This window comes from Pandoraea commovens (genome assembly GCF_902459615.1).
Taxonomy (GTDB): domain Bacteria; phylum Pseudomonadota; class Gammaproteobacteria; order Burkholderiales; family Burkholderiaceae; genus Pandoraea; species Pandoraea commovens.
On record NZ_CABPSA010000001.1, the window covers coordinates 230,803 to 253,661 of the forward strand.

A 22,859-nucleotide genomic window follows, 5' to 3' on the forward strand; every position below is an offset into this window, starting at 1 on the left:
TAGTGTGCCATAAGTAAAGAAAGTATACGTATCCAGAAAAAATGCGTATAGTTAGTTTACCTATTGCGATTATTGGTTCCCATGAACGCCGATCCGCATGCTCCCCAATTTCATATCCTTGCGCTGTCGGGCGGAGGGTACCGTGGGCTCTACACCGCCACGGTGTTGCGTACGCTCGAGGAGTTCTTTGGCAAGCCGCTGGCTAGCCACTTTGATCTTATTTGTGGAACGTCCGCAGGTGGATTGCTCGCGTTGGGTCTCGCGGCAAGAATTCCGGCCGTTGACCTCCAGAGCATGTTTGTCGAGGACGGGAAACGGATTTTTGACAGTCGAGGACTCATACGGAAAGCGCTGGGAAAGTGGGTTCTAGCGAAACACTCGTCCGATGGATTGAAATCTGTACTCGTTGACCGATTGGGTAACCGCACGATCGGTGACCTTGAGCACCGGGTTCTTATTCCAACGGTCAACTGCAGTACGGGCAAGGGCCAGTTCTTTAAGACACCGCATACACCTGCACTCGCGAGCGACCACAAACGCTCACTTGTTGACGTCGGTTTGGCCACAGCCGCTGCTCCGACTTACTTTCCCATGCATCGCATCGACGGGGAAGGGACCTTCGCGGATGGTGGCCTGGTCGGCAATTCTCCGGGGTTGTTTGGTCTGCACGAAGCAACCCAAGTCCTTCGCGTGGGCACCGAAACCAAAATTCGCGTGTTGGCAATCGGCACCATGACACTTGGCGCAACCGTTCGCGGGTCCGCGAAGCTGGACTGCGGAATTCTTCGCTGGCGCTCCAAGGTGTTTGATCTGGTGATGTCTGCCCAAGAGGGGGCAGTTGACTACATGCTCAAACACGCCCTCGGCCACGACTATCTGCGAATCGATGACAACGCCACTCCGGAGCAAAGCCAGGACGTTGCGTCGCTTGACTCTGTAACGACGGGCGCGACGAACGTGCTTCTCGACAGGGGGGCGCAGGCAGCTCGTCGCACGCTCGGCGACCCGCGATTGGACGTTTTCAAATCTCATATAGCGCTATCACCTACCTTCTATCACGGGCCGAACAAAACAACGGAGTCATCCACATGCTAAATCTCAGCTCGCTTTTCTTCTCGACTGCGGAAGCCCCGACGCTGCTCGGAAACATGGATCTCTCCGACGATCAGCGCGAATTCATCGCCGAAGCAAAAAATGCCGTGCGACAGTGTCTGCGGTCAAACTTGATGACGGTATTGCGCGAGCAGGGGTATGACGGACCGGCAGTTCATCCCCGCTTCTTTACTCAAGGGTCTTGGGCATATAAAACCATTAATGCTCCTGCGCAATATCCTCAACAAGCAGATGTTGACGACGGTGCGTATCTTCCACTGAGTTTCATTTGTCAAGAGGCAAGACCGAGCGTGGCAAGCGGAATCTTCTTTGCTGCAGCAGAAGCGGCACTCAGACCGCTTGTCATTAGTCGCGGCTGGAGGCTGGATACGAGCAAGCCAACGTGCATCCGCTTGGAAATATCGAGTTTTGCACATGTCGATATTCCGCTTTATGCGATTCCTGACGAGGAATTTGAAACACTTCAAAAAGCTGCCGCGGCCGCGCGTAGTCACGCTTTCGATTCGGCCGAACGAGCGGAGCGCGATGCTTGGACTGCACTCCCGCGCGACCATGTTTTGCTAGCTCACCGCGAAGACGATTGGGTGAAGTCAGATCCGCGCCCTGTAAAGACATGGTTCATTGATGAAGTCGAGCGTCACGGTGAGCAATACCGCCGCGTTGTGCGCTATCTGAAAGGTTTCCGCGATTGGCAGTGGAGTTCGGGCGGTCCGTCCTCCATTCTCCTCATGGCTGCGTCCGCACCGATCTTCGGTGCCAGGGAAAAGCGCGATGATCTTGCATTGCTCGATGTGGTGGAGCAGTTACCGACCGTCCTGCGAGATGGTGTTTGCAATCCCGTAGATGAGGAGGAATCGCTCACGAAGCGTCTCGGCCAAGCAGGTATTGAGGAAGCGGCCAAGAAATTTGAGGTTTTGGAAAATCATTTGCGAGCTGCATTACATAGCAGCAGTCCGCATCAGGCGTGCGCATGGATGAGAGACCAGTTTGGCGAGCGCTTCCCGAACACGGCTTCACGAGTGAAGGTGGCATCCGTTGCAGCCGCTGTACTTGCCACTCCCGCGACAACTGCTGCTTCACCTTTGGTGGGCCGGAGCCAAGCCGGATGAGCAAAAAAATGGCAGCCCCTGCAGCCCTTACTCGCGCGCTCGCGTTACGTGGCTTCGCGCTCAATACAACCGACTGCGGTGAGTGGTTCAGATACTGTGGGGCCTTGATTGTCGATGGTGAGTCTTATCCGGTCGAGCTGGAGGTTGATCCGGTTGGAAAAGACTTGCCACAAATCCGGCTTACGCCAATTCCAGACGAGCTTCAACCGGTTGCCGCTCATGTCTTTCCGACTGGACACTTGTGCTACGCCGCCGCCGGGACCATCGTGCTCGACGTATTCGACCTTGTAGGCCAGGTAATGGCTTGTATCGACAGGGGAACTGAAGTACTGGGAAAAATCCTGCGCGGCGAGATGGTAAAGGACATGGAGGACGAGTTTTTCGCATGCTGGCCGAGCGGCGCGTTCTGTTTTCTTGACCTTGAGGGGCGTCAGCACGTCCCGGCAAGGGCCATCGTGCTGCAATCCGCGCTGGAGGGAGGGCATTCGCCCATCGCGGTAACGGAGGATATCGAGCGAACGACACGGAAACTTGTTTCATGCGGCTTCTCAGTTGATATGCAACGGGGTGTCCGAGTTAGGTGCTTTCGCACTGAGATAGCTCCGCGTCCGCTGCAGTCAAATTGGCCACCGAAGACCGTTGCAAATATTCTGCATTGGCAGGCGATCATAGATCACCGGACACGGAAGAAGCTTGAGGATGCCATCATTGCCGAAGCAAAAACTGATACGAATGGACTTGTCTGCGTGGTGCAGTCTCCTAGATTTACGTATGCCTTTGCCGTGGTATTTAAACGCTCGTCGCAACGTTCGACCAACCGAGCAACCCGCGAGCTTGCCTATAGCAGCGCTGTGATACCAATGTACTGTTTGCGCATCGACGACACTCATATTGCCCAACGAAATACACCTGGACGCGCCACACTTGCTGGCAAAAAGCTAGCACTTGTGGGGTGCGGAACAATAGGCGGCTTCCTTGCGGAATACCTTGTCAAGGCCGGAGCCGGGACCAATGGCGGCGAGCTCAATCTTTACGATACGGACATTCTTTTCCCCCATAACGTCGGGCGTCACCGGTTGGGCTTTAACAGTATTCGCCAGAACAAGGCCGTAGCACTCGGTGAGGAGCTCAGCCGCACAGCACCCTCCGCGACCATTCGTCCGTTCCCGGTGGACGCACTTGATGCTGATCTTTCTGGCGTTGACCTCGTCATTGATGCGACCGGAGAGGAAGCACTCGGGCATCTGTTCGCCAAGAAATTCAGCGGTGAAGCTTTTCGACCATTCCTGTCAGTTTGGGTTGCGGGTCCCGGCACCGCTGTTCGCGCGCTTTTGCGGGACTCTTCTGAGGCGGCTTGCGTTCGCTGTCTAAAGACGGTGGATCGAAGGCAGGTTTACCCGGTGGGCGGCGCAAGCGACGAGGTCGTATTCGCAGGACACGGATGCGAAAGCCTATATGTGCCGTTTCCCGTCACAGCATCGATACAAGCAGCCTGTCTGGCGGTGGGCATGGCATTAGACTGGGCTGCAGGCACGACACACGCACGACTGCGCACCTGCATTTTGGACGGCGCAGTTCGCGGCTCAATCGAACAAGTCGACCCTAGACGTCAAGCAGAATGCCCGGCGTGCAGTGCTTGAATTCATGGGTGAGCGCAGACACGCGCACGATAGCTTTGTTTTCGGAACAAGTTCTGATGACATTCGCCGTCTATAGGCAACTCAAACCGTCAGACAAGGAGGCCGGAGGCATCTTGTTGGGGCGCCGCCGCGGCCGTCATTTCGAAATAACAGCTGCGACAACACCTTTTCCAACGGACTCACGAACGCGGACGTCTTTCTTGCGCGAACCAAACGGACACCAAGAGGAGGCCACAGAACACTGGTATTCGTCTGGACACGAAGTTGGGTATTTAGGGGAATGGCACACTCATCCAGAACGAGCCCCGACGCCGTCACACACGGACGTCTCACAGTGGCATCAATCATCTCAGGGCATGCCAGGCGGGCTTTCATTCCTCGCCGTAATTGTCGGTATCGATTCATATCACGTTGCGGTCTGGAGATCTGGAATCCATCGGATCACGCTCGAATCGGTTCACGCATAAGGCTGGACTGTATGGGCATGACGGAACATGCTGGCGTGTCCAGTCAATAATTTTCGCGTCCGCGAAAATCGTGCTTGACCGTGATTTGCGCAAAGATTAATCAACATCGAACCTATGAAGAACCTTACCAGGAGGCTGAAAATGAAGAATGTGGAGCTTGGCTCTGGAAACGTCTACGCTGACCTGGACATGCCTGACGGGGATGAGATGCATGTGAAGGCTCAACTTGTTTTGATTTTTACGTCGGAAGTGAAGCAGCGAGAGTGGTCGCCGCAACGGGCGGCCGATGTGCTTGGACTCCCGGTTCATATTTACTCGGAAATTGTCAGGGGGAATTTCAGGGCGGTTGATGTTATGACTATTCTGAGGGGGGTTACCCGATTGGGGCATGACATTCAAATAATTGTTCAGCACGCCAAAAATCCGACTCAGGAGGGGAACATCCGAGTTTTGCAATCTCGTTAAGTTCTCTCTCGATAGGTATTTTCGCGTCCGCGAAAATGGAACGCTGAATTGTTGGCGTCGACCTGCAACGGGCCGGTCACAGGCGATCTGAATTCGCATGTAATGGCCTGACATTATCCGACGCCGAAGCGGTTTCCGCGCCCAGCACGCGTTGGGCGGCAGTGTAGCCGGCGTAAAACTCGGCCCACCGCGAAAATCCACCGAGCTCGCCCACCGCACGAATTGCCGCCAAATGTGAGCTCGTAAGAAGCTGTACCTGAGCCTCAAGCTCCAAGATTCGACGGTCCTTTTCAGCCAGTAACTTTGCCGTTGCAGCATTCGCGCGATGGACTGTGGCTCCTCGCCAACGACGGAGTTCATCCTGCCGAGCCTGGTACTCGGCGATCAGCTCACGCCGAGCTTCGTTGCGTGTCATTGATGACGCGGAGTTTATTGTAGGGTGGCAACGCGCGACAGCACGCGCGGTGATGTCTTCGTCTTTCTCTAGAAGCTGCTCGAGCACTTCGCGAAGTTGCTCGTCGGCGTTTTTTGATTCCACTGCATCGTTATTCATCGAGGACTCCAGACGACGAGAGAGACTGCGAAAGGTCTTGCCCGTCAGGGAAAGGCTGATGGCCTTTAGGCGTTTCGAGCAACCTCCGGACTGCGCTCAGCCGGGCTTCGGCATGTAGAAGCTGGTTCTTCCTACCGACACTCGTTGACGGTCGAGCTCGGATTGCATCGAGGGCCCCCTGAAGTTTGGTGTCTAGGTTGATCAGGTTTTGCCGGTGTTCCGGCAGCCCTGTCGCTGACAGGTGGCGGCAATCGTTGAATCACTCAAGGTGATTAGGGCAGGGATCCACCGTGAAGGAGCTCATGCAGTAGCCGTAAGGTGTCGCGTGAAATCCATCAGCTTCGATTTTTAGGTATTCGAACGCGGCGACGTCCCCTTCGGACGTTTGGATTCGTCGAAACGAGTCAACAATCGGCCCACGAATCTTATCTGACGCAATAAGTCGCGCCACGGTGGCCGATTTCTCGCCCAATCGGAATTCAATGTCTTCGGGGATCTCAATTAGATCGAGATCCTCTGCGAGACTGCGGTGGTCGTATTCATAGCTCTGGGCGACGCTTTTACGGTTGTATCGCTTCGAGATGATTGTGTCCGCGACGCCAAGGCGGAACAGTTCAGTATTTTGCAGGTGACGCAAAGAGTGAGATGCCAGGGTCAGGGCTCGGTCCTCGGCTGTCTCACCGTACTTTCCGAATAGGTTGGGGGTGCTGGGGTGGTCGCCGAGTGCAAGCTGAATGAGCATTGCGTCCGGCCGATTTACCCCCATACATCTCGAGACGTCACAGATGCCCGTATTTCGCTCTTCTGCTACCGAACGCTTTGGATGCAGGAACATGAACTCCCACGGCTGCAAAGTTCCATACTCAATAGGAAATGCGGACGTGTCGGATAGCTTTGTCGGGGTATGCACGCGCAGGTGTGCCTCAAGCTCACCAACATGCAAATAGACTTGGGGCCAACTCATGCGGGTATCGACCGGGATTGGAGATCCATCGGAACGTCGAAATCGCAAGGTGGTTTTGCCGCTGCTCACCAGTGCCTTCAACCGATTGCCAAATATGTACAGCGCCATGTTCAAGCGCGTGCTGGTGGGCGCTGCGAGCTGATCCGCGTGAATTTCGTCGAACACCGCCGGATCGAACGCACTTCTATAGCGCTCAAAGTATGGCGTTTGTTCTATGTCGAGGAAGAACGGATTTCCGGTCAAGTGGGGATACAGTTCCCGAAACGGAACGAGATCATCGAGACCGTACCACGGGAGAATTCGCCCAGTCTCGCATTGCAGGCGTAGCGTGTGTCTGAGCGGAGCTGTCATTACGCTGACGCGCTCCAACGCCTGTCTTAGTATCGACTCGAACATGGTCGGTACAGGCTGAAGTCGTTCGATCAACAGGCGACTATCCGAATTCTCATCATGTTGTTTTTCTGCGAAATGCCGGAGGAGAAGTGCTTTTGAGATTCCACCTGCATGTGCTGCGGGGCTGCCGTTTCTGTCGAAATAGTCACGCTCTCTAAGGCAGTCTGCCGGCAGTAACGCGACCTCGGAGATTCGCAGCCCAGAAACGATCATGGTCTGCAATGCCACAAACCGTAGGGCGTCCACAAAGGTTTGAGGCTTTTCCGTCGTGATGATCCGAACCAGCTCCCAGAATGCTCGCTTTTCAGGCAGGCGCTCAGCCCGCTTCCTGTCGGATAGGTCATCGCGTAACTGTGCTTCGGACCAAGTGTGACGGGCGATTCTTGACGGGCCAGTGATGAGTCGTTTCTGGGCGAGGAGGCCATAGATGGGGCCCGCTTGTAGCAAGTGATGTGTGTCAAACAACGTTCGCGCAAGCCCAACGATTCGGTCGCTCAGTTGTCCGCTCCTTTGAATCTCGCTCGCGACGGTCATCGCGGATCGAAAGTCATCCATAGTGAGGGCCCAAGGCGCAGCGGTCGTACAGGTTGCGAGCACGCGTAGCGGCCGAGCGACCTGCTGTGCGGCGTGAGGAGCGGTGTTTCGTTTGAAGAGTAGCTGTTCGGCAACTGCGGCCTTGATGAGGTCCTGCCAGGCTACAGATAGCGGACGACACTTAGCTTTCAGTTCTCCTGAGCGACCAAATTTCTCGGCATAGATCTCCAACGCCTTTGGATCAACGGACAAGTCGCGCAGGTAGAAGGCGGGGGGAGGGACATCGCCTGCCATCAGAGACAACGGCCAGCCAATTCCATCGGTTGCCTTCCCTTGGTCATCCAGCATGAAGTCCCAGTTGATCCCCTTTTCGAGCATCAAACGCTTCCCCAGACCAATATATGCTTCGAATTGCGGGGTCATTTGTCATCCTCAGCAAGCTCGTCGATAACCATTTGGACATCACTAATGGTCCTGCGAAGTTGCATGTACGCTGGCGAGTTGACGTCGCCCTTCGCGCTTTTCTCAAAAAACACCACGATCTCTCGCAACGAGGCCAAAACACTCTCGTGCGTTGGCTTGTCGTGGAGGGGCAGAAATTTGTGGCAGCCGTAACACGCCATGACGGGATTGAACCTGCAGGTCGGCTGCCCGCTGCTGCATCCGCCAATCCCGGCAATCGGGATTCCGTGAGGTACGGCCGCGATCTGTTGCTCCTCCTTGAGCTGCGCGAGTTCGTCGGCTGAGATAAATCGATCATGCGCAACGCGCGCGACGCGCTGATAGACATCGGACACGCCTAAGGCTCGGTTGACCCGTTCGGCGTGTGTGGGCGACACATCATAGTAAATCAGACCGGTATCTGTACGGCTGTGTCCCATGAATTCGGCGAGTTCCTCGTGATTGGCTCCGGCATCGACGAGACGTTGCGCCGCACTGTGGCGCAAGTCAGTTGCGGTGCCTACTGAATCGACTCCCAAAAGCTCTGCCGTGAGTCTGGACAGGCGAAGGCCGACCTCCCGTGCGGAATCAACGTCGAACAATCGATCAGCGGCTGTCGCTCCTTTCCGACGAGTCCGCTTCTCGTGGAGGGCCCTTATGATGACTCCCCACTCGCGCTTCACACGTCTCGTAAGCGGATGTCGAGCAGATACGGAACGTTGCTTGGCCATGTGGAACGTCATATGCACGGACGGTGCCGCATCGGGCAGATCGCTCCAGATGCGACAGTTGCTCATCTTTACCGACGCAATCTGGATGGGACGCATGGCGAATTGGTACGAGCAGAGCAGAAGTCCTGCGTCTTCAACTGCGAGGTCATCTGGTTGTGACAAAGAGTCCAACTGAGCCGCAATCCTGTCCAAATGGCGAACTAGGTGAGATTCTTGCTCAATCGTCAGGAATACCTGGCCAGAACGAACGGCGGCATCTGCCACCACCGTCGGATTGGGAAGTCCGGTGTATAGCAGCCCCTCGTGGTCAGGGGACCAACCGTTGAACCGCAGTGTGCAGAGCATACGGAGTATCGTTTTGACGTATACATAGGCGCTCATCGGGAGCTCACGGGCGCGCAGTGTGACCCACTCTTGGGATATCTCCAACGGCCCCGCTGCAATGATCCGCTCGACATCCGATGGGCTGAGTAGCTTTGCGCCGTCAAAGGTCTTACGAGCCGTAGCAACATGTCGACCTAAGCCCAGTACGAACAGAAATGCTTGTTTCACAAGTGCCGCGCAATCGGTCGGCAAATGATCGAAAGTGTAATCAACGGAAGTCCCGTAAACATGCACTTGGAAAACTGTCGCCGACTGCGGGGCGTCGATTGAGCGCGTAACGTCGTCAAATTCGTCGTAATAGCGGATCACGGGGGGAAGGGCAGGGGCGCATTTTAGGAAGGATGCGATCTGCGGGCGTACTTTCATTTCGTCCTCTGACGAAATGGCGCCGAACAAGTGCAACTGATTCATTTCACTCCGCCCGAGGAATTGCTCGGATTAGTGCGACGCGGTCATCGAAACTGTCATTCCAAACGCCGGCGAGCCGGTCTTCAAAGACGGCCCGTGAGTAACGAGAAGGCATCGTTGACGTGCGAGACCATCCGAAGAAAGTACGCATTTTTTGAAGGGCTTCGTCCATTGAGTCACCCGCGCTGATTAGTTGATTCAGGCGGACGACGGCGCACGTGTGACGCAAGTCATGTGGCGTAACCGATGTCTTATTGCACCGATCAAAAAGCTCGCTGGCGGCCAGCTCCGGAAGTGCTGCCGAGATTGTGCGAAAAGCTTTGGTCAGCGACTCTGTCGCCAGCGGACGATCTTTGTACGAGTTGATCAGGTACGGGTGATCGGGCCGTCCGCGGTAGTTGTCGGTGTACGTCTGTACCAGGCGGGCCATGGTGGCGCTGACCGGAATCTGTCGGATAGAGCTGGCCGTCTTTACGCTTGGTCGTGAATATCTCGGATCGAAGGCGTCGCCATCGTCATCATATTCGTGCTGCTGCACGTTGATCCAGTAGCGGCGGTTTTGGGTGCGATAGTCGACCCCAGATTTCACGCAATCCACGGGCAAGATCAACAATTCACCACGGCGCAAGCCTTGATGCAACATAAGCGTGAACGCCAAGTAAAGTCGCCATCGCGTTGAGGGATGCTTGAACGGATTGATCGCAGACGTTGGATCAAGCAGCTCGTAAAGAGCCTGAACCACGTTTGCAGGCAACGAGCGCACCGCATCGGAAGAAAAACTCTTCGCTACATGCAGTTGGCTATAGAGTGTTCCCAGGCGGTGAATCCGAGCAGCTCGTGAACGTTCGTCGCTGGGTGCGTTTGTGGCTTTGGTGAGCCAGGCGGAGATGTTCGTGACGAACGCTAGCCCGGTATTCCATCGCAGTTCATCGGATCTGCTTCCAGGCGCTCGATTTCGAATCGAGACAAACCATGATTCAAGAGTGTCAGCGAGTACGGTGTGATCTTGGCGCGACAGCGCATTATCGAGGCCACTCGGCCCGAGCATTCGATCTGCGTGTGTGTACAGCGTTTCAAGCTGACGAAGTTTTGCTGTCTTGGTGGAGTCAGCCAGATGGCCGAGGCACATAGTGGACCAGACGTTAGCCCAGTAGCGCGGTACGCCGTGAGCATCAACAAGGGTTGGAACTCTGAGTGCGCGAGGAACAGACGGATGGGACAGATGCAGATACGGCATTTATGCAATCACAAAATGGTGCCAAATAATACGTGAAGTGTTGCTCGTTTTCATGGAGGAATCCGACAATCACGCAACACCTTGTTCTGGTACCATTGATTCGCATAATGTACATTATGTTAAATGATGGATGGGGGCGGTTGAGCGAATACCCGTTCCCTACCGTTGGTTTGCGCAACGTTGTTCCCGGATTTTGCGCAACTTTGTACCTGCGTTCTTTTACACGATTTTGTTCGTTATCCGCATCTTCGTATAATGTCATTAACATTATCGAAAGGGACGAAAATGGCGATCCGAGGAACAACCGAGGAGGAGTTGTTTCGCATTCTCAACGAAGAACTGAGCGCGTCGTCTCCCGTCACCTCGCCGGAGCATTTGTTCGGTCGAGAGGCTGCTCTTGAAAGAGTTCGGACCAGTTTGGCGATGCGGGGCCGGCAGATTTTCATTCATGGGGACCGTGGTGTCGGAAAAACCTCGCTAGCTCAGACCGCAGCTTTCCGTTTCCAGTCAGCGGATTCTCAACCTGTTATTACTAGCTGCCATAAAGCATCCACTTTCGAGTCGGTCATGCAGGATGTGATCGTCAAGTTGAGGGGCGGAAATCCGTACGAGTCAAAGCGGACCCTATCGTCTCGGTTGACACGGAATCTGGCTGCAGCGTTGCCACTTAGCTTCCTGTCAGTGAATGCAACGGCGACTAAGGATACGACCAGTCAGACGGAGGAAGCACTCTTGCCGCACATTCGTGATGCGAATGCTGCCGTAACGCTGTTGCTTCACGAAGATGATCGTGGATTGAGCAAGCAGCCAATCGTTGTGATAGATGAGTTTGATTTGATGAGCACCGTGGAGCGCTCTCATTTTGCCGACTTGTTGAAGCAACTTGGAGATCAGCGAGTTCCTATCAAGTTCATTTTTTGTGGCATCGGAGATACCGTCGACGATCTGCTGGAGGCTCACGGCTCCGCGAACCGCTATTTCGACGGCGTGAAAATTGAGCGGCTGAACGTTTCTTCACGCTGGGACATCATTGACAAGTCCGCCACCGCTCTAGGCCTTTCGGTTGATGATGAAGTGCGCCACCGTATTGCGGCAATAAGTGATGGTTTTCCGGTCTACATCCATCGAATTTGCGAGAAACTTTATCAGACCGTGTTCTACGATGAAGAGATTGTCGACGTTGTCGGTATTTCTCATTTGGACACGGCCATCGTTGAGACGATCATCGCGATCGAGCACTTCATCAGAAAGCCATATGACGCCACCCTGCTTCGTACCGACGGTGAAACGTTGGAGCTCGTACTGTGGGCACTAGCGGACCATAGTGATCTCACCCGAACACAGCGAAGCATTTTCGACTCGTATTCTAAGATTCTGGAAAGGCTGAGCTTGCCTCCCGTGCAGGAAAAGGAGTTCACACCGCTGCTCGCGAAGCTTCGCTCGGGTCACGAACCGATAGTGCGACTGTATAAAGGGCGTCGTGGGGTCAACGAATTTTGCGAAAATGTGTTTCGCGGCTACGTGCGACTTCGTGCCGAAGCTAAGGGCATACAGCTTGCTTTGGATTATGCGTCCGCTCCCGACCCTAGGCGAGAAAGTACGGTTCGCGTTTCACAGGGTATCAACCCGTTGTATGAGCGTCCATCGTTTGGGCGACGATCAAAATGAGCAGGCGGCGGTGCTTTCACGGCGTTGACTGTTCTCCCCTCTCCGGCCTCATCAGTTCTCCGGGCCGCACCGGTCTCGCGTTGCATTCGCAATTCCCAGAAATGAAGGTCGAGTGCCGTTCAGGCAAGGCCATTCTTTTGCCGCACAGTCGCCTTTCTCCCACATTTCGGTAAAATCAGATGGCTCTCGCCGCGATCCACGCGCGCAGCTCGGCTGCGAGGTCCTCAACAAGCGCCTGAGCCATCGCGGAGTATGGCTGCCCGGGTTCGGCGTGTGCCCTCAAGCCTTCAACACCGCTCTGAGCACACTGAGGACAGCGATTTTGGCTCGGGAGCATTGCGCTTAACGAAGATCATGGACCAGCGACCTCACCGCTGGGAGTCGGTCTATCGCGTTCGAGCGCGTCAATGATGGCTTGGACGGCCTCGCTCCTGACATCGGGACGAAGCGTGCCTCGCGGGGTCTAGCTCTCTCCTTGAGGAAGCGGAGCAGAGCCGACTGCATGACCTGCTCGAGCGCGTTGTCTCCCAACGCGAGCTGGCGAACGAGTCTGTCTGCCTCGTGCACCCCTTCCTAAGGAAGATCCGCTATACGGGCCACGTAGCGCGCCTCCCCGAGTTCAGTCTCAGGATCCACTGTGCTCGACAGACCAAAATAATCCGAGGTAAGGAGCTGGTCTGCACGCACACCTTTGATGCTTGGAAGATCCTTGAGCTGGACAATCTCTCACTACGCTGAAGGACGACAACCTCACCGTCGTCCATACCGCGGAGGCATAGCGGGTCGTGCGTCGTGACAATGAACTGAACAGGTGCTCGTTGCTGTCGACGGGCACGCCACAAACGAGACAGTCGCTACCATCAATTCTCCGCTAAGCCATTGAACTACCTGCATTTCAGGTCTGATGTACTCTAAAACGCCGGACTAAACGCAGAAAAATGACGCTTAAGAGTATTACGGTACTGTAAATGACAAGATGAGAACCATTCGTATTTTCTAGATGCACGCGAGGAGTGGTGGGCGTCACGGCGGTTCCGTAGCGAACGGGCTAAGGCTACTGCGAGGTTGAAGCATCATCTGGCATCGTCCGCAGGTTCATTGCACGACTAAAGCAACTCACGTCACATATGCGCGACTAAAGCAATCTACGTCACGTCACGGAAGCGACGAACGTCACTTGTCGCCCAGAGCCTCTCTGGCGCGACAACTGGCATGCGTTAATTTTTAGTTGCGATCGGTGACGTAATTTGCTCCCCGCTTGGCCGGTGAGCCTTGGCTAAACTTTAGTCAACGAGCATTCACATTTCCAGGAGCGACGCCCGCTTGTTAGCGCGTTGCGAGACTGAAGCAAACTGCTACTTGAGAGAAAACCACGTACTGGCCAGTCGGTTTCAAAATTTTTCACCGACGGTGGTATGCGCAGTCAAGCGAACCAACCCCTATCTCACTATCAAGTTCATGCCGGCAACGGCACGCTGACAAGCTCCGTGTTGATGAAGTGGTCCGGTGGCAATACCAGAATAGGCGGACTTTGCGTATCTCCCGGGAGCTGAATTTGAACCCGCTCATCCGGCAGCAACGATAACCGCGAGAGTGCTGCCCGAAGCGTTGCGAGGTTGACCGTGCTGGCAAGATAGCTCGACTGCAGTTCGCTTTGCTTCGGTCGCAGCAGCTCGATGTCCGCTCTGCCCGGATAAGCCGCCGTCACACTCCGGACGATCATCGATTCACCTTCGGGGTCGCAGCCAATGCGAACATGAAGCACCTGTTGCTCCGTCCCAGGGATCCAGAAAAATCTCGCGGTGAACGGGGCAAGCTGTGCGTTAATGAATTGGCACGCTGACTCCCAGCCCGGCTGCGAAACTCGATCCAGCAGCATTGGCAGGCCTTCCCTCAAAACGCTTTCCCGAAGCTGCCCTATCGATTCGAAGAAGGCTTCGAAGAGTCCTCCTGCGACAAACGCCTGCTCTGCAAGCGAGGCAGTCGAGCTTGCAATATGTGCTCCGCCAAACAGGATGGCCGCCTTCGAAGCACCGTACTGCAGGGCGACGAACATGGCCCGGCCGACCGCAAATGCAGCATCCGGCCGCGGCGGCACGCCCATGAGCAGAATCCTGCGCACCGCCATCTCCTCCGTCTTACGGCTCTCGGACAGAAGATTCGTCACCACCTGTACGTAGTCGGCCACCAGAGGCAGTGAAGCGAGTCGATTCCTATCGATCATGACCGCCTCGTCAATTTGTAGCGCCAACGCGGCGTCAGCGTCGACTGGCAAGTTCTTTGGCGGCAACGCGTCTTTTTTCGGCATCTCAAACGGGAGGTCCGAAGCTGGCTCAAGACCGCCCTGCGCATCGGTATCGACATGCAAATCCACGGAGGCTTCACCCGAGAGCACATCCTCTCCACCCTCTCGCCTCGTGTCGGCAGCACGCTTCTGCTTGCGGATCGCGGCGATGAACAGACCCACCGAGTCCTGAAATTCCCTTTCTTCTATCGATGCCAGTGCTCCCGCGGCGAGTGATTCCAGGTTCACGAACGCGACACGGCGGTGGCCTACCCTGTGCTCGAACTCCGAGACAAGCCGCGGGTCGATCAGCCTGATATCGGGATTTTCCTCAATCCCGATCTTTTTTGCTGCTTCTGCTATCCGTAGCCTCGGGCGATACAGGTAGTCCTCTTTCTTTTCCTGCGAAATGACAAGGATATTGAAGGACACCTGCGCGCCAGTGGACGACTTGCCGGTCACCGAGTGACTTTCGGAAAGGGAGAGAATCTCGAGCCATATCGCAAGGTCACCGTCGGCGTTGCCCGCAGCCTCGTCGTCGCCCTGCGCTACGCCCTTTTCGGCGTCGGTCAGTCCCGGAGGAATCCGGCTTGCTCTACGATAGGCAGCCTGATCGGCAAGCATTCTTGCGATCTGGCCAAGGTCATTAGCCACAAACGCAGCACGTAGCTCGGTCAACAGTTCCCGGTGCACCGCATCGATGGCCAAGTCTCCGCCCGCATCACCCAACGCGTTCGTCAGTTGCTCGACGCGAGCGTTCAGTTCGCGGCTGGCCTCGGCCGGTGTGACGTTCAAACGCTTCGCGATTCTCTCCATGTCCCGCACGGATGCAACCTGGTGGAGAATCGCTGATAACTGTTTCGTCGCGGGCAGCGAAGATCGCAAGCGTTCCAGATCCGCCTCGCGAAAACCATGCGTTTTTTTTGCCGTCTTGAATGCGTTGTGCACGTATTCGTTCGCAACCCATGCAGGCACAATGAGGCGTTTGGTCGCCAGTGGTATGCGCAGCAGCTTGAACAGTCCTTCCCTCGCTTCCTGATGAAGCCTGAAGGCTGCGGACAGAACGTTGGTGTCTAGGAATACCAGCGTCCTCTCGTCCACCAACGCCTGAAAGCAGGCTGCTTCGTATTGGCTGGGCGAAAGGGGAAGCTCCCACAGTCCGATTGGTTCGTTAAGATCGAAGAGATTCGACACAGCGAATTTCATGCCTTTGAATGACAGGTTGCTTGCACTGCCGCCCATTGCGTCTCGCCGGGCAGTACCCATATTCGATGCGATGCATCATTTGCGCGCGTTCGTCTTCCTCGATGTCTTGCGGCCCACCGAAGTTTTCTTGGTGGCAGCAGGTGGCGGCTTGAGCTCGAACTTGTCGTCAGAGACATCTGGCTGCGGTCTGCGGGCATCATTGACCAGGGACGACAGGCTTGCCACAGCCTTGAGGATGACGTCCATCTGCTCTGGCAGCAAAGACCCGCTAGCAGACCTGCCAGTCCGCACGGCGACGGCCGACGGAGCCTGCACATCCAGCTTCGGCTGACTCCTCAAGGCGGGCTCAACCCGGGGCGCATCGCCGTGGGCAGCATGCCCCTCGTCACTTGACAGACGGAACGAGGCTGGCGCGCCTGGCAGCACGTCGACAGAAACAACCTTTGCGGAAACACGCGGAACGCGTGACAAAAGGTCGAACTGCCCGACCGACAGCAACCACGCGAACTCCGTCCACGCCAAGTCCGCGGTTGACGGTGCAGCAATGTCAAAGCCATTGCGCAACTGCTTTGATATGGCTGCCGTGGTCCGTGCCCAGTCCGCATGCCAGTAAGTAGGCCCCAAAGCGCCAGCGAACGCACCGAACCAAGCATACGTCGCAGGCTGCTTTTCTGCCACCTCCGCCAGCAGGCTGACATGACCAGTACCGGTTCCGACCCACAGTGCGAGAGCGGCCAGCAGCGCGGGCAGCCGTGCATGTGCGACGGTGCCCAAGGAGTGACTGTTCGCAAGCAGGACCGACGTAGCGCGCTCGAACTCCTCTACGCGATATTCCAGCGGACCGGATGCCAGCTTGCGAAGATTCAGTGATATCGCCTGCAATTCCTCAGGCAATGCTGGCTGTGCCCCCCGTTGCTCGCGTAGTCGTTCGAACGTCCAGGAAAGTAGGCTTACGAGTTCGCGAGTGAATGCATCTTGCCCGAACGTGTCCTCTGCTAGCGCCCAGGTCATGCGCAGCACATCGACGCCGATCATTCGCCAACGCTTCTCAGCTTTTTCAAGCAGCTCAATCCGATCGGCTGCGACCCGAAGCGCTTGACTGTCGCTCCGGAAGAGCGCCGAGACCCTTGCTGCGGTGAATCCATGACAGAACTGCACTCGGGACAGAGGCACCGCTGTTATTCCGGACTCCGGGTTGCCACCCTGTGCGAGTAGCTCGCCAAGGATGAGCGATGGCCAGATGGTGTCTGCACCAGCTGATGCTGACGCTGGGATTTGCTCGGACAGCCTGAACTCATCGTGATCCAGCAGGCGAACGTACTGGCTGATCGGGAACACGTCCGGCGAATATGTCGCCAGCCACGCGAAAAGGTCGTCCGACTTAACGCGGTCGACCACGGCCACCGCAGCAAATGTCACTCCGGTGTCATTCTTGGAAAAGCCAACAGCAAGATCACCTTCACTGGCCGGACCGTTTAGCGGTGTTGCGCAGTCGGCATGACTGGACGCAGGCTTCGAAGCACCAACAAGAGCCTTCGAAATGTCGCCCCGTTCAACGGAAAACCAGGTAATTGAGCGTGAGGTCATTATCGGATGTTAAAAAAGGTCTTCCAGGGTAGGCTCTGCAGGTTCTGCGAACGCGGCGTCCAACAGGGGCGGCACCGAGCCAGTCGAATAGGCGGAAAGACTCGTCTTGGCGCGCGTCACGGCCGTGAAGAGTTTTTCGGGGCGCGCGGTTCGCAGCTTTTCCACAAACATGAGATGCGTCGCGCGAAACTCTAGCCCCTTGGCTGAATCGATCGTGACTACGCATACTCGCTGGTTCGCGGTGAAGGAACGGTCCCCGTTCCGCCGCTTTCGTGGTAGCCGACGACGCTGCCAAACTCGCAGTCTGACAGCCGCTCCTTAACACGTTGGACATCGCTATTGAATGGCATCAGCACACCAATCAATTCATTGGGATAGGCCTTCAACTGCCGCTTGATCGCCGTCACGAGCTTCTCAAGCTGCTCGTCGATGGACCCGCACGGGAAGAGTTTCGCCGAGGACGGCAGTACGTCTTCATCGTATTTGCAAGTTGCGAGCAGACTTTTTGCTGGCGGGATCGGCGGGCGGATCCGGTCTGCGACGGTGCAGATTGCCTGTCCGATACGGTAGTGGAACGGCAGATCAAACTGTTGAAGGCCAAGATCCAACGCCGAAGCAATGCCCTTTCCTGCCTGCAGTTGTTGATTCCCGTCGCCCGCGAGAATCAGTCGCGGCGTAATCTTCCTCATGAAGTCCAGTTCCTCGCTGCCTAGATCCTGGACTTCATCCACAAGAATCGCCTGATATCGTTCGGGGCCCAGTTCCGCAGCTACTTCCGAAAGAATTTCCGCGCAGCGCCGGCTGGACTGCCGGAAGTCCCCTTCCGTCGCTTCGGCCAGTCGATGCGGCCTGCTCTGCCGAATGAGATCAATAGACCACTGTCGATGCGTGGAGACGTGATCGATCTCAAGCACCTGCTTGACCGCAATGCCTGTTCTGATGAACTCTGTCAGGGACCGCCCTACAGTGAGCACAACAATGTTCTTGAACCGCTTCAGATGCATGTACTGTGCCCGAAGCAACAGGATGTTTGTCTTCCCTGAGCCGGGACCCCCAGTGACAAGAAACGATTCATCAACGCCCACCTTATTGACGATGTGGGCTTGCTGCGGATCCAACTGCTCTGATTTTGTCCACCATCCCGCGTCCACGATTTCCCCCGCATGAACTGGCAAAGCACCCGATCAGGCGGTCGCCGCCGCGCAGATCGAAGTCTTGGAGCCTATTGTTAGTTGTCCTTCAGTATATCCACGATTCACTCGTAGCGCCGCGGTGAATCTATCATAGCGGTACATTGAATCGCAGGCGATTTGCGCCCGACAAATAAACCCGTCATGATTAAGGCGACCGACCTTGGTCACTTGATCGGTCTGTGTAGAAGATTCTACGATCAGAGAAAACCGAGGCAAAGCAGTCACAGCCTGAATCTCAGGCTCGGAGAGGTTGCAATCGCGGGTTACACTCTTGCCTGTTGCCCCATCTGTGTTCAGCGTCCTCAAAATGAGGCTTCGGCTACCTTGCTGCCGGTATCATTTCAACTCTTTTTTGCTCCACTTCTTTTGCGCGGAGCGTCACTCGCTCCAAGTACTCACGAATGGCCGAGATATCGGTATCAAAATTATCCGGTGTCGGCATCGGTGGCGGGGCTTCCATAGCGCCATCATGGGTGTAGTTTGAGCAGCGGCTCATGCCCTCCCAAACCGCTAAAAAATCGGCGTCGTCAACATAGGCGCGCTTGAGCATCTTGGTGTTGACGCTCTTACGAAAGCGGCGAACCGTATCCCCGAACAGCGTTTCTTCTACGATGCGCTCCCAACAATCTCTTAGCTTGCGATAGCCGTCTCGGACCATTTGCTCATACCGATCGGGGTCATGATCTTCTTCCAGCACTCTTCGCGCAAGCCTGGCCAGATCGGCTAACCCATTAACGCGCGCTTGAATTTTTCCGGCCTCGTGAGGCAGGCCATTAGCGGCCACACCTTTCTCCCTTCCGGCGGAGAAAATTCGGTCTGCTCTAAAAGGCACGGCCTCTGCCTGCGCCGCCTCCGATAACGTCCAGGCGAATGCCAGGTCGTGAGTAAACACAATGACCTGACGTTGTTTAGCCTCTTTCGCCAGACGTACTGCGATGGCTTCGCGTCGGTGAATGTCAAGGGAAGATACAGGATCGTCAAACACAATTCCTGAGGACGAGCCGGAGGTGATTACTTCGGCGAGGAACGTTGCGATCGCGATCGCACGTTGCTCGCCTTCACTCAGGACACTGGATATTTTGCTGCGACCGAGGTCACGCGCATCCACCAGACGCAGTTGCTGCTTGGATACTCCCTTCTGGCCACGCAATGTCAAATCCACCTTCTTCGACTCAATGTTCAAGGCCCGAAGTTCGCTCGCAAGCTTTTCATTGAGACCCTTAGCCAAGGCGATCTCTGAAAGCTCGTTGTTCTTTCGCGTAATCCCACTCGTGCCGGTGAATTTCAGGCACTCGGAAAGCCGATGTTGTTCGGACAACATCGTGACCCGCTCCTTGATCAGGCCTAGCAGAGGGGCCGCACGAGTCCTTGCGTCAAACTCAGCGAGCTCTTGGGTAAGGCGCTGCCGCCCCTCATCCTTAAGCAGATCTTCAATGCCGGCGAGCTCTTTCTGATATGGCGCAAGAATCTGCTGGATGCTTATCTCTGGGATCTCCGGACAGCGTGGTTGCTCGGTAATATCTTTCGCAGCAAACATCGCTGCGATGGCGGTCTTCCGTGACGAGAGTGCTTCGATGAATTGGACTACTGCCGCTACGTCGTGCGGCGCCGTTTCCTTTAGCTCTTCGATGATGTGGACGTCGCGAGGCATGGCACTGAAGTCCACGGACATCAGCGCCATATATTTTTCCCTCGATTGGGCCCGCAGATGTTCAGCGCGCTTTTGTGTGTCGTCGTGCAGAAAGCGGACGAAACGCGTCAATCGCTCAGACGCTTCTTGGGAAAGTTGCTGTTGGCACAACACGCATCGCGCATCGTCTTGCGGAGCCGGGAAGTCCGCATGCGGGTATGGACCTTCCTTCGCGAAATTCATCGCCGAAGTTACTAACTCCCGCCAAGGATCAGACCCTGTGCCGCGAAGTGCCTGACCGTCCTCAAGCAAACTCGTTGACGCAAGATCAGTCGCCTGACGTGCCGCTGCATATTGTTTATATGAGACGCAAAGCGTTTCCAGAGCCTCGTCCGACAATGCCGCGCGCGCTTCCTTGATATCTCGGTGCATTGCTTGGATACGTGCGACTAAGCGCTGCACGGCAGCCTTGCGCTTAGTTGGGTCGGCTCCAAGCTGCTTTCGCACCTCCTCCGCTCGAACACGGTCTTCGTCGCTAATGGACGCTAGCTTCTCAATGTCGGCGACGTTTGAGCTTTTATTGAGTCTATCAATAAAATGCCCTACTGCTGTGTTCCCACGCAGTGTGTCAATGGCCCTGAAGTCCCGATTCTTTGCCCTAGACAGGGCTTCTATCCTTTCCTTGAGCCGATCGCAAACACGCGCAAGCTCGCTTAGAACCTCAAGTCCCTGAGGCAGAACATGGACTCTCAACTCGTCGTCCACAAACATGCTGGCGCAACGACTGTCCATAACCGCGATGGATGCCAAATCATCCGAGCCAGGCGCCCCCTGTGTCCAACGCTGCTCTGTCACATTGCCATCTGCTTCCCAGGAAACGATGGCGGATGGAATCCCAGCGCCGAGCTCCCCATAAACGTTTGGCAGAATGTCTTCCGAGTCGCGCGCACGGCAGGCGGCTTTGAGAATTCGGGAGTACCCAGATTTTCCAGCGCCGTTTTCACCATAGACGATTGACAGGCCTGCGGCCTCAAAGTCTAGCCTTCCCTTTGAGGTTAACGCATTCACATTCGTTGGACCATTGATGGACTTCAACGCAACACGCCTTTGTGCTGTTGCTTCCCGCGGAAGTCTTTCAGGGTCCACTCTGACCAAAGGTTTCGCGGGTTGATCCTGTAGGCCGCACCTGAATAGAAGGTGGGCCAGTAGTTCGTTGACGTCATCGTCGTCGAGCCTGCCTTTTTCCAGAATTCGCCGAACCGCGTCGGATTGCCACTCTGGTTGACCATGGCCGTTTATCCAAACTGCGATGTCTCTGTATACAGACATACCTTTACCCCGATTAGGATGCAAGCGCGACTTTCGAAGCTCGTGATCAATCGCTGTTAGTACGTGATCGAATAGTGTTCGTGGAGAAAACTATGGTTGTTTATTTAAATAATGAACATTGCATTCTACATAATTCGTAGTGCAACATGGTTAATGTAAAATAAAATCACATCGTGTCTTTGGAAATTCCAAAGTTTATGAGGTTGGCGCGTCCGGACCAGAATAGGTCGTCAAGGGACAAGCCATGTTGAACCGGTAGGTTTTTGAGGATGGTTTTCTGCGGGCAGTCTTATGTTCAGTCTGTACTCCTCCCACACCCTTGCGATCTTAATATTGCACACCCTGAGTGAAAACACGGAATGACATCTTGGAATAGACCTCGCTATCCGGACCGCCGTCTCAAGCACCCTGCGAGGGGCGGCGTAGCTCGCTCCTCAAGGAGTACTGAGAGGCCGCTAGCATGGCTTCTGCAGGTCGGTGTGTGGTTGACGGTACTCGGCGCATTTATTTACGAAGAAGGCCGAGTATTTCGAGATAGCTATTTGCATCAGTGGAGACTTGAGCCTTCGGCTTTTCCGTGGGGAAGGGATGACTACCTTCACTACGGCCTAAGCCACGGCTTGCTGTGGATCTGCCTGTCTGCGCTGATAGCCGGTGGGGTGATATTCACTGGCACCAGCATCTACGATGTGGGGAGAAGTCTCATCCGACGAGCTCGCCGATCCACGAGGAAGATTCGGCGTTCCGTCCACGCCTCCGAAAGTGCATCAAACTCTGAAACTGTTGATGCGATTCTGACCTATGTTGTCGGCGGGCTGCTTGTCATCTTCTTGACTTGCATGTATCTTGCCTTTGCTTTTTTGTGGACCACATCCAAGGGACGCGAAAAGGCAATGAACGAAATCTCTTCGATCGATGCACGCCAAATCGGCCCCGCAACCGGCCGAGGTCCGATTCCAGTGCGTATTGAGCGTGTCGTACGAGGCGAGATTGTCGGAATCCAAGGTTTTCTTATTGCCTGCGGAGCTACGGCGTGTGGAGTGTATGACCCGATAGCAAAGCAAACTCACATTGTTCCAAGTGATGGCGTAAGAAAGTTTCACACCATCGCCGAAAGTGACCTCTTTGCTGCTTCGCACGATGACAAAGGGGAGTGATCACCAAATTCCAGGTTCGCAGAAGGAAAACCATACTGCGAGCCGAGCTTGCAGTATGGTTGCTTCTGCGCATTATGTGAATGCGAAAGCATTGGCACGCGCGTCTTGCAGCGCATGATGCCTCCCGCCGTGCGTCGAGATGAACTGTGCGAACCGTTCGGGGCGGATTTTTAGGAATACGTTTTCGTGCCTCCATCCCTGCGGTAGTGGCCCGCGGAGCAATCGCACAAGAAGCTGGTAATCCCAATCGGAGTCGTAGCTCAGTATAGGCCTGGGTTTAAGTGGTGCCGCCAACAACCATGTCATAAGCGCCCTACCCAACACCTCGTTTGGCATCGATCGGTCGGGGAAATTTCCCAGTTGCGG

The 22,859-nt window shown here is 55.5% G+C and carries 17 protein-coding genes; 7 read left to right on the plus strand and 10 right to left on the minus strand.

Translation table 11 applies throughout. The annotated features are described in order from the left end of the window. Positions 1-81 precede the first annotated feature (81 nt). From PCO31010_RS00915 to PCO31010_RS00935, 5 genes are all read left to right on the plus strand, one after another. Positions 82-1,095, plus strand: a complete 1,014-nt coding sequence (locus PCO31010_RS00915) for a CBASS cGAMP-activated phospholipase (RefSeq protein WP_150662580.1) — start codon at positions 82-84, stop codon at positions 1,093-1,095. Then, positions 1,089-2,222 (plus strand): CBASS cGAMP synthase, encoded by a 1,134-nt coding sequence (locus PCO31010_RS00920; RefSeq protein WP_150662581.1) that lies wholly within the window; start codon positions 1,089-1,091, stop codon positions 2,220-2,222. The genes PCO31010_RS00915 and PCO31010_RS00920 overlap by 7 nt, the downstream gene beginning before the upstream one ends. Beyond that, entirely contained in the window at positions 2,219-3,862 is a 1,644-nt protein-coding gene (locus PCO31010_RS00925) for a ThiF family adenylyltransferase (protein WP_150662582.1), read from the plus strand. Before PCO31010_RS00920 ends, PCO31010_RS00925 begins: the two co-directional genes overlap by 4 nt. A 56-nt stretch (positions 3,863-3,918) precedes the next feature. Next, entirely contained in the window at positions 3,919-4,329 is a 411-nt protein-coding gene (locus PCO31010_RS27150) for a Mov34/MPN/PAD-1 family protein (protein WP_174984164.1), read from the plus strand. Positions 4,330-4,470: 141 nt separating this feature from the next. Beyond that, positions 4,471-4,794: a helix-turn-helix domain-containing protein gene (locus tag PCO31010_RS00935; RefSeq protein ID WP_174984167.1), complete on the plus strand. Its 324-nt coding sequence runs from the start codon at positions 4,471-4,473 to the stop codon at positions 4,792-4,794. Positions 4,795-4,870: 76 nt separating this feature from the next. On the opposite strand, the gene PCO31010_RS00940 is transcribed toward PCO31010_RS00935, so the two are convergent. From PCO31010_RS00940 to PCO31010_RS00955, 4 genes are all read right to left on the minus strand, one after another. Further along, complete coding sequence (locus PCO31010_RS00940; protein WP_150662585.1) at positions 4,871-5,347, minus strand: hypothetical protein; 477 nt, start codon at positions 5,345-5,347, stop codon at positions 4,871-4,873. Between the two features lie 259 nt (positions 5,348-5,606). Next, entirely contained in the window at positions 5,607-7,661 is a 2,055-nt protein-coding gene (locus PCO31010_RS00945; RefSeq protein ID WP_246184377.1) for a hypothetical protein, read from the minus strand. Further along, a complete protein-coding gene (locus tag PCO31010_RS00950) occupies positions 7,658-9,205 on the minus strand; it encodes a site-specific integrase (protein WP_150662586.1) in 1,548 nt (515 codons plus the stop codon). The genes PCO31010_RS00945 and PCO31010_RS00950 overlap by 4 nt, the downstream gene beginning before the upstream one ends. Before the next feature lies 1 nt (position 9,206). Beyond that, positions 9,207-10,439 (minus strand): site-specific integrase, encoded by a 1,233-nt coding sequence (locus PCO31010_RS00955; RefSeq protein ID WP_150662587.1) that lies wholly within the window; start codon positions 10,437-10,439, stop codon positions 9,207-9,209. A gap of 285 nt (positions 10,440-10,724) precedes the next feature. On the opposite strand from PCO31010_RS00955, the gene PCO31010_RS00960 reads away from it, so the two are divergent. Then, entirely contained in the window at positions 10,725-12,107 is a 1,383-nt protein-coding gene (locus PCO31010_RS00960) for an AAA family ATPase (RefSeq protein WP_174984170.1), read from the plus strand. A gap of 1,456 nt (positions 12,108-13,563) precedes the next feature. Here PCO31010_RS00960 and PCO31010_RS00965 read toward each other — a convergent pair. The 6 genes from PCO31010_RS00965 to PCO31010_RS26540 all read right to left on the minus strand — a co-directional run bounded on the left by PCO31010_RS00965 (position 13,564) and on the right by PCO31010_RS26540 (position 21,296). After that, entirely contained in the window at positions 13,564-15,633 is a 2,070-nt protein-coding gene (locus tag PCO31010_RS00965; RefSeq protein WP_150662589.1) for a PIN-like domain-containing protein, read from the minus strand. 39 nt (positions 15,634-15,672) lie between these two features. Continuing rightward, the gene (locus PCO31010_RS00970; protein WP_150662590.1) at positions 15,673-17,184 is read right to left on the minus strand and encodes a hypothetical protein; all 1,512 of its coding nucleotides are present in this window, start codon (positions 17,182-17,184) and stop codon (positions 15,673-15,675) included. A gap of 9 nt (positions 17,185-17,193) precedes the next feature. Then, complete coding sequence (locus PCO31010_RS27155; RefSeq protein ID WP_425494993.1) at positions 17,194-17,355, minus strand: hypothetical protein; 162 nt, start codon at positions 17,353-17,355, stop codon at positions 17,194-17,196. A 47-nt stretch (positions 17,356-17,402) separates the two neighbouring features. Further along, entirely contained in the window at positions 17,403-18,335 is a 933-nt protein-coding gene (locus PCO31010_RS00980) for an AAA family ATPase (protein WP_174984173.1), read from the minus strand. A 361-nt stretch (positions 18,336-18,696) separates the two neighbouring features. After that, positions 18,697-21,102, minus strand: coding sequence for an AAA family ATPase (locus PCO31010_RS00985; protein WP_174984176.1), 2,406 nt, complete (start codon positions 21,100-21,102; stop codon positions 18,697-18,699). Then, entirely contained in the window at positions 21,099-21,296 is a 198-nt protein-coding gene (locus PCO31010_RS26540) for a hypothetical protein (RefSeq protein ID WP_174984178.1), read from the minus strand. The genes PCO31010_RS00985 and PCO31010_RS26540 overlap by 4 nt, the downstream gene beginning before the upstream one ends. A 525-nt stretch (positions 21,297-21,821) precedes the next feature. Between PCO31010_RS26540 and PCO31010_RS00990 the strand changes: the two genes are divergently transcribed. Continuing rightward, positions 21,822-22,493, plus strand: a complete 672-nt coding sequence (locus PCO31010_RS00990) for a hypothetical protein (protein WP_150662593.1) — start codon at positions 21,822-21,824, stop codon at positions 22,491-22,493. The last annotated feature ends 366 nt before the right edge of the window (positions 22,494-22,859 follow it).

What these genes read in the sequence shown, in the direction of transcription:
- PCO31010_RS00965 (WP_150662589.1), bottom strand. Translation starts at nt 15,633, where the DNA reads ATGGGCGGCAGTGCAAGCAACCTGTCATTCAAAGGCATGAAATTCGCT.
- PCO31010_RS00920 (WP_150662581.1), top strand. Translation starts at nt 1,089, where the DNA reads ATGCTAAATCTCAGCTCGCTTTTCTTCTCGACTGCGGAAGCCCCGACG.
- PCO31010_RS00960 (WP_174984170.1), top strand. Translation starts at nt 10,725, where the DNA reads ATGGCGATCCGAGGAACAACCGAGGAGGAGTTGTTTCGCATTCTCAAC.
- PCO31010_RS27150 (WP_174984164.1), top strand. Translation starts at nt 3,919, where the DNA reads ATGACATTCGCCGTCTATAGGCAACTCAAACCGTCAGACAAGGAGGCC.
- PCO31010_RS00935 (WP_174984167.1), top strand. Translation starts at nt 4,471, where the DNA reads ATGAAGAATGTGGAGCTTGGCTCTGGAAACGTCTACGCTGACCTGGAC.
- PCO31010_RS00970 (WP_150662590.1), bottom strand. Translation starts at nt 17,184, where the DNA reads ATGACCTCACGCTCAATTACCTGGTTTTCCGTTGAACGGGGCGACATT.
- PCO31010_RS00950 (WP_150662586.1), bottom strand. Translation starts at nt 9,205, where the DNA reads ATGAATCAGTTGCACTTGTTCGGCGCCATTTCGTCAGAGGACGAAATG.
- PCO31010_RS00915 (WP_150662580.1), top strand. Translation starts at nt 82, where the DNA reads ATGAACGCCGATCCGCATGCTCCCCAATTTCATATCCTTGCGCTGTCG.
- PCO31010_RS00945 (WP_246184377.1), bottom strand. Translation starts at nt 7,661, where the DNA reads ATGACCCCGCAATTCGAAGCATATATTGGTCTGGGGAAGCGTTTGATG.
- PCO31010_RS26540 (WP_174984178.1), bottom strand. Translation starts at nt 21,296, where the DNA reads ATGGTCAACCAGAGTGGCAATCCGACGCGGTTCGGCGAATTCTGGAAA.
- PCO31010_RS00925 (WP_150662582.1), top strand. Translation starts at nt 2,219, where the DNA reads ATGAGCAAAAAAATGGCAGCCCCTGCAGCCCTTACTCGCGCGCTCGCG.
- PCO31010_RS27155 (WP_425494993.1), bottom strand. Translation starts at nt 17,355, where the DNA reads ATGTTTGTGGAAAAGCTGCGAACCGCGCGCCCCGAAAAACTCTTCACG.
- PCO31010_RS00955 (WP_150662587.1), bottom strand. Translation starts at nt 10,439, where the DNA reads ATGCCGTATCTGCATCTGTCCCATCCGTCTGTTCCTCGCGCACTCAGA.
- PCO31010_RS00940 (WP_150662585.1), bottom strand. Translation starts at nt 5,347, where the DNA reads ATGAATAACGATGCAGTGGAATCAAAAAACGCCGACGAGCAACTTCGC.